The sequence below is a fragment of the Bacillus sp. M5A3_1b genome (assembly GCF_053345335.1).
The window spans coordinates 241,778-254,395 of the sequence record NZ_JBKEZY010000006.1; the positions used below are offsets into that span (position 1 = coordinate 241,778).

A 12,618-nucleotide genomic window follows, 5' to 3' on the forward strand; every position below is an offset into this window, starting at 1 on the left:
ACTTCAATGAGGGAGGATTTATGGAAGGACATTATACAATTTCAAGGTGTGCACCATATATAAGAAGAAAAAACATAGCTACAAACTTGATATAATAAAAGTTATATATATGCATAATAGCATTTAAAAGCACTCATGATAATGTTATACTACTATCAACCAAGAAGAATCCAACAAATACGGCAACTACTTTTAAATTCCAATGCTTTATCTTGATTACATAAAGGATTGGAAAGAGTATAAGGATCCAAAAAATAATAATATAGATTGTATTAATCATTCTCTGCTCCTAACAAAATGATTGTGTTTTTAATCTTGATAAATTCTTAGGTTAGAGGTATGTTTCATTGTTACTGGTTAAAAACAAGGGCCGGAATTCCGGCTCTTTTTCTATCCTAAAGTCCCACTTTATCTCTCCGTTTCAAAAAACTCAATCCATTCTCCATCAGGACCAGCGAAGAATATGTAACGTGTTCCATCTGGTAATGTTTCAATTTCTTCTCCAAGTAAAAAGGTTACTTTTTGTTTCTTTAGTCTTTCGATTTCATCCTCTAATGAATCCACTTTAAAGCAAATGTGATGTACTTTTCCTTCTGCCGGAAGAGAAGAGTTATAACCTTCAATGAGTTCGAGTATCGTTTCCTTCGATTCTTCTACACCTAAAAAAGCGAGTTTTAAGTCTGGATTCGGGTGCCCCATACGTTTAATGAGCTGTAAGCCAACTACTTCTTCATAAAATGAAATAGATGTTTCTAAGTTTGCAACCATAAGTCCAACGTGTTCGATTCTTCTAACTGGCATGTAGATTCCTTCTTTCTGAAAATTATATACAATATATTATTGAAAATTAAGAAAATAAGCAAGATAAAAACCTTACAAATTTTAGCGTGTTATATGGTATAGTGAGAAAGTATGTTTGGGGAGAAGGAAGGAGATTATACGATGAATACACCTACTCAAACTCCTTCATTATCGGCAACGATGAAAGAGTGGCATTATGCATTAGCGTATGAAATTAAACATTGGAAAACGATAGGTGGTAGTAAAATTTCTATCATGAACGGTCGTTTTTTATATACAGATTATGAAAGTACAGTATACGTATTTCAGCTCATATCGGAAGTAAGCTTACCGGAAGGTTCACCAATTCGAATTGAGTTTGATGGTGAGGAAGCGACAGGAGAAGTATTATCTGTACATGGATTAGAAATAGAACTGAAATTAAATGATTATATACAAGGTGAAATACGAGAAGCTGTTTTATACAGTGAACCGTGGCAATTGTTAGAGCAACTACAAGAGCGATTGAAAGAGGCACATAAAGATAAGCTAAAACGTAATCGTATAAAGCGTCTTGTTGATGGGACGAGCAGTCCGAAACATATTGAGAAGATGAAAAATCCGAAAAATGAATTGGCGTATCGTTCGTTTTACAATCCGACAACGTACGTGTGGGGACCACCTGGAACAGGGAAGTCTTACAATTTATCACGTATTATTTCGGCGCATTATCAAAAAGGAAAATCGGTACTTGTATTAGCTCATAGTAATGCGGCAGTGGACGTATTAATGAGTGAAGTAACGAAGCAAATTGAGAAGAAAAAGAAATGGACGCCTGGCGAAATTGTTCGCTACGGTTATAGTCAACATGAACATATACGAAATCATGAAACGTTACTTGCGTCTAAGTTAGTTGAAACGACGAACGGATCATGGGGAGAAGAAAGACTCTACTTAGAGGAAACACGACAAGATCTTCGTGAAAAGATTTTATCATATAAAGCGACTTCTGCTGATAAGAAGCGTATACAAGAGATTGAAAGTGATCTTCGAAAGCAAAAAGCGAAAATTAAAGAAGTAGAAAAAGAATACATTGAAAATGCAAAAGTAATTGGCGCAACTTTATCGAAATGTGCCATTGATTCACTTATTTATGAGCGTACATTTGATTTAGTTGTCGTAGATGAAGTGAGTATGGCATATGTTCCGCAAATTGCATTAGCTGCGTCACTTGGAAAACGTATCGTCGTTTGTGGGGACTTTTTACAGTTACCTCCAATTGCGATGGCGAACCATGAACTCGTTCGAAAATGGCTCGGGGAAGATATGTTTTACCATGCCGGGATTGTTGATTCTGTCAATAAATCAGAAGCACATCCGAACCTATTTATGTTGCAGGAACAAAGGCGTATGCATGCGGATATATCGAAGTTTACAAACTCATTTATTTATAAAAATAGAGTATACGACCATCCGTCTGTTTCAGAGCGTAAGGAACTTGCGCGATTGCAACCGTTCGCAAATGAGGCAAGTGTTTTATTTGATACGAGCTTAATGGGAGCTTTTTCGTTAAAGGACGCTGCTTCTGGTTCTCGATTTAACATTATGTCTGGTTTAGTAGCGATGCAAATGATGTTAATCGGACTGTTAGATGGTGTACAATCGATCGGTGTTGTTACACCTTACAGGGCACAATCCCGCTTTTTATCAACGTGTATTAGAGAAATGTTGCAGAGAACGAAATATCAAAACATACCAGTTTTAGCGGCAACAGTTCATAAATTCCAAGGTTCGGAAAGAGATATGATGATATTTGATACGGTTGATAGTTATCCGCAAGAACGACCTGGCGTGTTATTCTTTGACCATAAAAATCATCGCCTCGTCAACGTTGCAGTGACAAGGGCGAGAGGGAAGTTCATTCAATTATCAGATTGTCATTATATGCGTAAAAACCTTTCGAGAAAACAAGCGTTATCACAATTAACAGCTCATATAGAACGTCACGGAGATGTGTATGATCGTACAACATCAAGACAATTATGGGAACGAAAAATTTCGAAACGTTTACGCTGGTTTATGGAAATGAATCTTGAAGAGCCAAAAGGATTATTGAAAGATATTTTAGCGGCAAAACGAAAAATTATTATTTCACTTCCGAGTACAAAGCAAGTGGATAAACGAGTATGGCAAGTATTAATGCGTACGAATGCGCAAGTAACGGTGTATAGTGATGGACCAGTTCCATTAAAAAATGTAAAGTTACAAAGACAAAATAAAGCATTCCCGTTTATCGTAATCGATGATGAAATCTTCTGGGCAGGCGCACCGCTCACATCTCAAATGATGTTTGAAGGTAGTACCGAATTTCCATACGTATGTGCAAGACTGCAAGCACCAGAAACAATTGGTGTATTAAAAGGGTTTTTAGATATTCGGTAAATTCGGATAGGAATTCCTTGACTTTTAATCGGAATGAACATAGAATGAATATAATTTAATATAATCTTATGAAAATTCTTATCATGAGAGGTTGAGGGACTGGCCCTATGACACCTCGGCAGCGGATTCTTTTATGAATACTGTGCCAATTCCAGCAAGGTAACTTGAAAGATAAGAAAGAAGCTCATTTTGACTGTATATGCAGAAGCCTCTTTCTATCTTTTAGAAAGAGGCTTTTTTACGTGAAAATATAAGGGGGAAGAAAAATGGGAGCGACTGGAGTAACGTCACAAAGAAAAACAATTGAAGAGAGTATTGAAAGAAATAAGGAAAAGTACATAGAAACAAGTCACGATATTCATGCGAATCCGGAGATTGGTAACCAAGAGTTTTACGCATCAAGAACGTTAAGTTTATTGCTAGGGAGTGCAGGATTTCAATTACAACACAATATAGCTGGACATGAAACAGGTTTTATCGCGCGAAAAAGTTCAGGAAAACAAGGACCAGTTATCGCATTTTTAGCTGAGTATGACGCTTTACCAGGACTAGGTCATGCGTGTGGTCACAATTTAATTGGCACAATTAGCGTTGCGGCTGCAATCGCATTATCAGAAACGCTTGAAGAAATTGGCGGAGAAGTTGTCGTGTTTGGAACGCCAGCTGAAGAAGGCGGACCAAATGGTAGTGCGAAAGCGAGTTATGTAAAAGCGGGTTTATTTAAAGATATTGATGCGGCACTTATGATTCATCCGAGCGGAAAAACAGCGCCAACGAGCCCTTCATTAGCAGTCGATCCACTTGATTTTCATTTTTACGGAAAAACAGCTCATGCCGCAGCTTCACCGGAAGAAGGAATTAACGCATTAGATGCGATTATTCAGCTGTATAACAGCATTAACGCACTTCGCCAACAACTTCCGTCAGATGTGAAAATTCATGGCGTTATTACAGAAGGCGGAAAAGCACCTAACATTATTCCTGACTACGCTGCAGCAAGGTTCTTCATCCGCGCAGCGACGAGAAAAAGATGTGCGGAAGTAACAAAAAAAGTAAAAAATATCGCCCAAGGAGCAGCGTTAGCAACAGGTACGAAAGTGAAAATTCATCAATTCCAAAATGAAATCGATGAACTACTCGTAACAAAAACATTTAATGACGTCGTAGCCGAAGAACTAGAATTACAAGGTGAAGACGTAAATCGGAAAGAAAGATTTGGCATTGGCTCAACAGACGCAGGAAACGTAAGCCAAGTCGTACCGACCATTCATCCGTACATTAAAATCGGTCCAGACGATTTAATTGCGCATACGAATGAATTTAGAGAAGCAGCACGTTCAGAATTAGGAGATAAAGCATTAATTACATCCGCAAAAGCACTAGCACATACAGCGTATCGATTAATTACGGAAGAAGGGCTGTTAGAGAAGGTGAAGGAAGAGTTTAGAGAGGCGCAGAGGAATCAGGGGTAGATGGTTAAAGGGAGTGGGGGGATCCACTCCTTTTCTTTTTTGCGTAACACTGATGCTAAGATTTTTTTGCAGTAAAATCAATATTAGTAGAATTTTTTAATCAAACTTTTTTCTAAATGAACATAAATACTTGCAATGTTTAAACTAGTACTATATAGTTCTAGTTATGACAAAGGTAAAATTAATGAATCAAAAACGTGTGATTGAAGTAGCTGCAACATTATTTTTAGAAAAAGGATTTGCTTATACAAGTATGGATGAATTAGTACGTGTAAGCAAAGTTTCAAAGTCTAATGTGTATTATCACTTTTCTAATAAGGAAGTATTATTAGAAGGGGTCGTTGATTATTGGATTGAAATGTATCAATCTGCAATTGATGACGTAATTTCTCAGAGCCAATTTTTAGTTGAAGATCGTATCCAACTGTTTTTAAAGCAATTATCACAAGGAGTTCAGTCGAGAGAGTATAGGGGGAGCTGTCCATTTATTACTCTTTATATTCAAAGTCCTACACAGGCCACGCAAATAAAAGAAAAAATAGGTCTTTTTTTTACAGGATTACAAAAGAAAGTTTCTCTATTACTTAAACAAGGGGTAGAGAATGGAGAATTCAGAAATACGATTCATATTGATGAGGTTGCATCACTTTTTATTACAAATCTTGAAGGAGCGTTATTTATTTCAGAAACATTGAAAGATGCAACTGTAATCACGAAAACAGCAGATCATTTTTTAAAATTGCTTCGATAAAAGAAGCATTTTTTTTACATCAGATTAGTACTGAATAGTACTAAAAAGGAGATCTTATATGAGAACAGTATTTTTAATTGGTGGAACAGGCTTTATTGGAAAGCAATTAGTGAAAGAATTAGCCAAAGAGGATGTTAAAATTCTTCTTTTAGTAAGGTCGAAAAGTAAAGCAATACGCCTTTTTCAAGAAAGAGGCATCTTAAAAAAGGCAGTTATGCACTTTATTGAAGGTGATTTGACGAAAATAGATTTAGGTCTAAGTGCTGAAGATAAGGAGAGGGTATTGAAAACGGATGTGATTATTCACGCAGGAGGCCCCATGGATATTCAAGCGACAAGTAAAGAGGCAGCTTCCGTATTTTTAAATGGCGCAAAACATATTAGTGAATTAGCTAAAAGCATTCATCAATTGAAGGGCTTGCAACAATTTATTCATGTTGTAGGTTATATGAGTCCCTTTGATGATAAAAATAGCAAGATTGCAATTGATGTGTTTCAAGAAGGAAACAATTATTTGAAAATAAAAAATCCATATGAGAGAACAAAATTTTTAGCAGATCTCTATATCCGTCAGCAGGCATCAGCAGTAGGTTATCCGCTTTCTGTAATTAATCCGCCAACTGTAGTCGGTAGTAGTAAAACAGGGAGTACAGAGCAGATAGCAGGATTAGGTTTGCTGGTGATGAGTATGCGAAGAGGGCTCATGCCAGTGATTCCTGGAGGTAAGGGATATAGGTTACCACTTATTTCAAACGATGAGCTTGCGAAGTTTATTGTGCAGGTTTTCAGATTGGAGCAACCGACTATTCAAACATATACACTTGTTGAAGAAAAACAGCACGATCAGAACATTGCTGAATTATTAAGTATTATGTCGGAAAGTATGAATATGAGGGCACCAAAAATCTCTGTCCCAATGCCACTTATGAAAGCAATTATGAATAGTGGAGTAAGTAAAATAACAAAAATTCCTTCTGATGGACTGAATTTTATTACAAAACGAAAATTTTCAAATGTTTCAGCGAAAAAAATTATGGGAGGAGATTGGTTTAAGGAGACGAGTGTAATGAAATTTTTCCCTGCCGTAGTAGCTGATTTGGATTATCGAATGATGCATCAAAATGGCCAGCATAATCATTTATTTAAACGAACATTATGTGATAACATTACCCTTTACCAATTACAAGGAGAGGGTAAACCGTTTATTTTATTACATGGTTTATTGAGTGATGGAGAGGATTTATTTCCTTTAGCACAAGAGCTTCATGAAAAAACTGGTCAACCTGTATGGATCTTGGATCTTCCAGGTTTGGGACGTTCTCCTTTTAAACGAGAGAAAAATCTTCTAGATATCTATTTGAATGTAGTGAAAAAGTTATTAGAGAAAGCTACTAATGGTGCACATCTAATTGGTCATTCATTCGGTGCGTTTATTCTTCTGGAAGCATTGGTACAAGAGTACATAGATAAGAAGTATTCAATCACTTTACTTCAGCCGCCTATTGCTAAAAAAAATCCTAAATCGCTAAATGTTCCCCAATTTATGAACAAATGGACATTAAAATTGGCAACTACTAATTTGATAGGGCGTTATTTATTAAGTAATGGTTTGTTTGAAAGTATGGAGAGCATCCCTGAACATTATATCGAAAAAATAAGTAACAGTTTTACTTCTCCTAGAATATTAAATACTACAGTTCAGCTTAACAGTTTACTACTGAAAAACGATCAAGGTGATTTCAATGAAGTAACAAAGTATAATCTTCACATTATTTGGGGGGATTATGACAGAGGTTATTCTGCTCCATCGCATCTTGGTAAGGTTGATTTTGTTCCATATGGCCATCATTTTCCTCTTAGCCATCCGAGTGAAACGGCAACATTAGTAATAAAAAATAGTAATACTATCGGATGAGAGTGTGAGATAAATAAAAAGTTTGTAGTAAGATCGTTGTGTCTTTGAAATAAAATCGTACTGTGTGGGAGCCCGCCCCATCACCATCAAGCTAAGGTTTTGAAGTACCCCCTAAATGAAAATTTTCTTTCTCTATAGTTATTTATTTTGAGAAGTCAGCTCATTTTTTAATTTTAGGGGGTATTTTGTTTTATTAGGTTGATAGCGATGGGACTGTACCCCGTTAATAACAATTAGTAAAATTTAATTAAAAAATTGTGAATTTTTTATAGTTTTTTCTGTATTGTTTTACATGTTTCGTGATTTGAGATAGTTTCTGCAACATATAAGGTTCTTTAATTATTTTATCGTTTTTAGACAGAAGACTTTTATTTTAAAGATCTGAAGGTATAAAAGATAAATTTTGTTAGGCGTAAGTATGAGTAAATTGGTATAATGTAGTAATATAAGTAGAAGGTGGAAAATCCGGTATTAGTAAATCGGGCATCCAAATAAGTATTAATAACATTTCCCTCTCTGAACATAAAACTATACACATACTATGATAGATAATATAGGCGTTATTCTTATTATATTGCCCTAAAATAATCAAACCAGGTTATTCGAAGAAAGGAGTGGAAATATGAATATTGGTGAACGTATTCGACAAATCCGTATACATAAAGAATTTACGCAAGGGGAATTAGTATCAGAAATATGCTCTATAACGTATTTAAGCAGAATTGAAAATGGACAAATTAAACCTTCTGTTTCTTTTTTAGAAAAGGTCGCTAAAAAGATGGAAGTTGATTACAATTTTCTTGTAGATGAAGATTATGGGGATATAGAACCTATGCTCCTTGGAATATGTAATAAGTATAAAAATGATAAAATTATAAGTGAAAAAGATTTATCTTCTTTAGAACTGTATGTTCGTGATATAGACTCTATTCTTTTATTATTAAAGGCTTATGGTGTTTTAATATACTATCATTCCCGAAATAATAACTTAGTATATGTAGAAGCAATTGTAAATCAGGCTGTGCAAGTTATTCCAAATCAAATAGACCTCCAGTATACCGAAGATTATATATATTATTTAATGGCTCGAGGTTATTATTTTTATAATAAACAAGATTATATGGCTGCACATGAAATCTACGTGAAGATAGAGAGTTTACTTGATCTAGAAGAAACTACTCAACACGCCAGTGTATATTATAATCTGTGTCTTGTAAATAAAGCGCTGTATAAAGATAAAAGCATTAGTCGTTTGTATGCGCAGAAAGCTTACAAAATATTTTTGAGATTTAATATAAAGAATAAAGTAATAGATACTTTGTTAATGCTCGCAATACTGTATGATTTAGATGGATTATATGACAGGGCTCTTGAATGCTTACAGCAGGCAGAAAGTAGGTTGGAAGATAAAGGAGATTCTATGTATTCACCTATAATCTCGTATAATTATGGGAAAATTTATCAAGGTTTAAAAGACTATACTAATGCTATTAAGTACTATGAAGAATGTTTGCAATTAAGTGAGTTTCTCGAACAAAAACATCAAAAGGTATACGCATTACGAAGCTTAATAGAGATTCATATAGAATTTAAAGATTGGAAAACTGTTAATAAATTTATGGATGAAGCGTTTGATTTATTATCAATTTTTGATGTACCTTACGCTAATGTTCAACTATATGGATTGAAGGGGAAGATATCTAGATTAAGAGGAGATGATTATGGATATGAAAAACAGATGCAAAAAGCAATTGAAATTGGTTTAGAAAAGAAACAATATCCTTTAGTAAGTGAACTGGCTCATGAACTAGGAGACTATTTTTTTGATAATCGCGCTTATAAAATGTCAGCAAAATATCTAAAAATATCAATTGAAAATTCGACGAATTAAAACAAACTAAAAATACATAGATAGAGGGAGATTAATCAAGGATCTTGGTAATGATATCCGCAATATCCCCTCTATGTGATTCTGCAGTAATAGTAGGTATTGGATTAATATAATTTAACATAAGATAAATCACAAATAAAATTGGTTAAATAGGTAACTTGTTTTTATAAAAAAAGGAATTATAAATCAAAATTTTTTACTAATTCCGTGTAACAAAGGACATCCATTAGTATTTAAATTAACAAAGCAACTACTACTGGAGGTTGGAATTATGAAAATCAAAAAAATTTATGTCATTCTTACTACAGCTATTATGTTATCCGGTATTTCTTACAGATACTACACAAAATGTAGCTGCACAAACTAGTATAGAAGACATCTCAATCAACCAGGTGCTGATTAATTAATCCCCCCATATTCAAGATTTCCTTCAAATACATACCCTTATTAAATAATCCATAGATAAAAAACAGGCGGAAAGTAAGTTCCACCTGTTTTTTTTTATTATATTAACTTTGCTTTAAACGAAACTAAGTAGTTAATTTTATTTTCAACAATAGCAATATTTTTATTTGTACAAGGTTAAATCCTATAGAAACTTTCCTGAATTACAAAACATGTAAAATAATATAGAAAAAAACAACAATAATTTTAAATATTTTTAACTGAATTTTACTTATTGTTATTAACATAAATTAACACGTATATTTTAGATACAGAAAGTCAAACAGCAAGGAGGTGGTTAATCTGATGCTAGAGACAAAAAGTTCTATAGATATGATAAACAATATAAATTATCATTTGGATCTTGGTGGGAAAAATAATCAACGTTTAAAAAACTTTTCAAATGAACAAGACGTATTGCCATATCATGTTTACAAACAGCAATTGAATAAACAAGCATCCCAAAAAGAATCGATTAGTCTAGCTCAACCGTTTATTCATATTAATACTTTAGCACAAATTCTATATGAAGCATTTCACAATCAAATATTTACAGCTTTGGCACCTATTCTATTTGTTTTTCAACCGAATATTGTAACTGGTATATCTACCCCAGGTGCTTATGCAATAGATTTTTATAATGATTATTTTATTCATTTAAAAGGCATCAATGTTCAAGAATTTAAGGCTGGAATAGGTGAAGAAAAAGGACCTATAGCTATTGGATATATAATAAACCAAAGCGAAAGCATTCAGCATTCAAAAGAATTTATGTATCCAAAGTTACAGGACCAAACTACAGAGTGTATGTTAGCCTTACAAAAGCAATTGCCCATACATGGAGAGTTAGAAGAGCAAATTCAGCTATCATTTGATTTCAAGAAAATAATGATGCCTTTAATCGTCTTACAATGGATTAAACAGACAGCTTTATATTAAAGGAATAAAAAAGGTTTAGATGTTATAGAAGGCAACATAAATTACCTTCTATAACATCTAAACCTGTCACCAATCTTTGTTAATGAAATTTGAAGTACTCTAATATTTGTTTCCTGAACATTCTAAAAAGATGGTTACTATGTCTAAAAATGAAAAATTAGCTAAATTACGTAATCAAGAATTTGATACAAAAAAATTAATTGGTGCAATCGATGAAGATGAATTGAAAAAAATAGCGGGTGCCGGAGATGTGTCTCCAGAGTCGTGTAATTGATTTAAAATTCTAACGTCAGGTGGTTGATATGATGAATAATCAAGTTTTAAACATTAAAGGTTTGCATAAAAAATATAAAGACAAACATGTTTTAAAAGGGATTGATTTAACTATAAAAAAGGGTGAAATATTTGGATTATTAGGCCCGAATGGCGCTGGTAAATCTACATTTTTTAAAATCATTTTAGGATTGATAGAGGCTGATGAGGGAACTGTAGAAGTATTGGGAATGGATATACAAAAGAATAGAATAGAAATCTTATCTAAAACAGGTTCATTAATTGAAGCTCCAACCTTTTACGAGCATTTATCCGGATACGAAAACTTGTTAATTGCTTCTAAAATGAAAAATGTTCATGATAAAGAACATATAAAAGAACTTTTGAATTTATTTAAACTATATGAGGATCGAAATCGTGCTTTTAAAAAATATTCTCTTGGTATGAAACAACGTTTAGGATTAGCTGCTGCTTTCATAAATAACCCTGAATTATTAATATTAGATGAACCTACTAATGGCTTAGATCCACAGGGAGTTTATGAAGTGAAAGAATTAATAAAAAAAGCTCCAAAAATGTTTAATTCTACCATAATCCTTTCAAGTCATATTTTAAGTGAAGTGGAACAAATGGCTGATCATATCGGGATTATTCATCATGGAGAAATAAAGTACCAAGGTTTATTATCTTCTTTACAAAATAAACAATCATTAAATATTGTTGAAATTAGTGTTAATAATATGACTCTTACTGATAAATTACTTGAACAATCCAATTATACATTCAATGTAAATAATAACATCTTTAGTATTGAATATAACGATGAAAAATCACTGAATGATATTCAACAACTATTAGTAACGAATCAGATTTTTATTCAATCTTTCCAAACCAAAAAGCAAAATTTAGAGGAAGCATATTTAGATATTGTTGAACAAGGTGCTGTAAGTGTATGAGAAATGTATTAGCCACTGAGTATATAAAATATAGAAAAAGTCATTTTTGGTTTTTGGTTATCTTAGGACCTATTATACTTGCATTAGGTGAATTTGCTGGACTAAATTACTATAGTAATTCTCATACTATTAAATTAGAAACTATATTCGGTATAAACTTGCAAATTTTAAAATACATATTAAACTTTTTTATTGTGTTTATTATAGCTAGTGTAAACAATGTTGAATATAAAAATTCTACGTGGAAAAGAACATTTACGTATCCAGTACAGAAATTTAGTGTGTATATAAATAAGTTCCTTGTTGTTATGGTTGCTCTTATTATTACAACCGTAATACATATGATTTGTACAGTGTTATTACTTCCAGGTTTAGGTGTTTCTTTAGATGCGGTTTCCATGCAGCATGTGTTTGTTTTTACGTTATATCCATTTCTTATTAGCATCCCATTTTGCGCTTTGGCGTTCATTATATCCATCAATGTATCGAATCAATCAGTGATCGTTGCACTAGCTCTAGCTTCGTATCTTTTCGGCGATATATTAAGCTCAACTAAGCTTTGGTGGTTTCCTATTTCATATCAAATCTTATATTTCCCAATCAATTATGTGAATAATCTAGATGTTTTTAATACGTTATGGTCATACGATAAATGGTACATGCTAGCAGGAATTCCTATTACTATTCTTATTTTAGGAATTGGATACATCTTATTTATTAAAATGGATAATAAAAACTAACAAAGGAGATCTCAA

At 33.2% G+C, this 12,618-nt stretch carries 9 protein-coding genes, 1 pseudogene and 1 riboswitch; of the genes and pseudogenes, 9 read left to right on the forward strand and 1 reads right to left on the reverse strand.

Annotation, left to right across the window (positions count from 1 at the left end):
- Window positions 1–408: 408 nt before the first annotated feature.
- On the reverse strand, window positions 409–801 hold the full coding sequence (locus ACLBWW_RS18630; RefSeq protein WP_001145281.1) for a VOC family protein: 393 nt from the start codon (window positions 799–801) through the stop codon (window positions 409–411).
- A gap of 111 nt (window positions 802–912) precedes the next feature.
- On the opposite strand from ACLBWW_RS18630, the gene ACLBWW_RS18635 reads away from it, so the two are divergent.
- The 9 genes and pseudogenes from ACLBWW_RS18635 to ACLBWW_RS18675 all read left to right on the forward strand — a co-directional run bounded on the left by ACLBWW_RS18635 (window position 913) and on the right by ACLBWW_RS18675 (window position 12,603).
- Window positions 913–3,222: an AAA domain-containing protein gene (locus tag ACLBWW_RS18635; protein ID WP_141500212.1), complete on the forward strand. Its 2,310-nt coding sequence runs from the start codon at window positions 913–915 to the stop codon at window positions 3,220–3,222.
- A gap of 75 nt (window positions 3,223–3,297) precedes the next feature.
- Window positions 3,298–3,400: riboswitch (SAM riboswitch) on the forward strand.
- Between the two features lie 88 nt (window positions 3,401–3,488).
- Window positions 3,489–4,694 (forward strand): M20 family metallopeptidase, encoded by a 1,206-nt coding sequence (locus ACLBWW_RS18640; protein WP_372469824.1) that lies wholly within the window; start codon window positions 3,489–3,491, stop codon window positions 4,692–4,694.
- 184 nt (window positions 4,695–4,878) lie between these two features.
- Window positions 4,879–5,445 (forward strand): TetR/AcrR family transcriptional regulator, encoded by a 567-nt coding sequence (locus ACLBWW_RS18645; protein ID WP_141501801.1) that lies wholly within the window; start codon window positions 4,879–4,881, stop codon window positions 5,443–5,445.
- A gap of 58 nt (window positions 5,446–5,503) precedes the next feature.
- Window positions 5,504–7,360: an alpha/beta fold hydrolase gene (locus ACLBWW_RS18650; RefSeq protein ID WP_447614161.1), complete on the forward strand. Its 1,857-nt coding sequence runs from the start codon at window positions 5,504–5,506 to the stop codon at window positions 7,358–7,360.
- Window positions 7,361–7,982: 622 nt separating this feature from the next.
- The gene (locus ACLBWW_RS18655) at window positions 7,983–9,251 is read left to right on the forward strand and encodes a helix-turn-helix domain-containing protein (protein WP_001020458.1); all 1,269 of its coding nucleotides are present in this window, start codon (window positions 7,983–7,985) and stop codon (window positions 9,249–9,251) included.
- A 750-nt stretch (window positions 9,252–10,001) separates the two neighbouring features.
- Window positions 10,002–10,634, forward strand: a complete 633-nt coding sequence (locus ACLBWW_RS18660; RefSeq protein ID WP_048543661.1) for a hypothetical protein — start codon at window positions 10,002–10,004, stop codon at window positions 10,632–10,634.
- A gap of 139 nt (window positions 10,635–10,773) precedes the next feature.
- Window positions 10,774–10,899, forward strand: a pseudogene (locus ACLBWW_RS18665) (class II lanthipeptide, LchA2/BrtA2 family); the annotation flags it as partial.
- Window positions 10,900–10,936: 37 nt separating this feature from the next.
- Window positions 10,937–11,863, forward strand: a complete 927-nt coding sequence (locus ACLBWW_RS18670; protein WP_002160127.1) for an ABC transporter ATP-binding protein — start codon at window positions 10,937–10,939, stop codon at window positions 11,861–11,863.
- On the forward strand, window positions 11,860–12,603 hold the full coding sequence (locus tag ACLBWW_RS18675) for an ABC transporter permease (protein ID WP_048543663.1): 744 nt from the start codon (window positions 11,860–11,862) through the stop codon (window positions 12,601–12,603). The genes ACLBWW_RS18670 and ACLBWW_RS18675 overlap by 4 nt, the downstream gene beginning before the upstream one ends.
- Window positions 12,604–12,618 lie beyond the last annotated feature (15 nt).

What these genes read in the sequence shown, in the direction of transcription:
- ACLBWW_RS18660 (WP_048543661.1), top strand. Translation starts at nt 10,002, where the DNA reads ATGCTAGAGACAAAAAGTTCTATAGATATGATAAACAATATAAATTAT.
- ACLBWW_RS18645 (WP_141501801.1), top strand. Translation starts at nt 4,879, where the DNA reads ATGAATCAAAAACGTGTGATTGAAGTAGCTGCAACATTATTTTTAGAA.
- ACLBWW_RS18675 (WP_048543663.1), top strand. Translation starts at nt 11,860, where the DNA reads ATGAGAAATGTATTAGCCACTGAGTATATAAAATATAGAAAAAGTCAT.
- ACLBWW_RS18650 (WP_447614161.1), top strand. Translation starts at nt 5,504, where the DNA reads ATGAGAACAGTATTTTTAATTGGTGGAACAGGCTTTATTGGAAAGCAA.
- ACLBWW_RS18670 (WP_002160127.1), top strand. Translation starts at nt 10,937, where the DNA reads ATGATGAATAATCAAGTTTTAAACATTAAAGGTTTGCATAAAAAATAT.
- ACLBWW_RS18630 (WP_001145281.1), bottom strand. Translation starts at nt 801, where the DNA reads ATGCCAGTTAGAAGAATCGAACACGTTGGACTTATGGTTGCAAACTTA.
- ACLBWW_RS18640 (WP_372469824.1), top strand. Translation starts at nt 3,489, where the DNA reads ATGGGAGCGACTGGAGTAACGTCACAAAGAAAAACAATTGAAGAGAGT.
- ACLBWW_RS18655 (WP_001020458.1), top strand. Translation starts at nt 7,983, where the DNA reads ATGAATATTGGTGAACGTATTCGACAAATCCGTATACATAAAGAATTT.
- ACLBWW_RS18635 (WP_141500212.1), top strand. Translation starts at nt 913, where the DNA reads ATGTTTGGGGAGAAGGAAGGAGATTATACGATGAATACACCTACTCAA.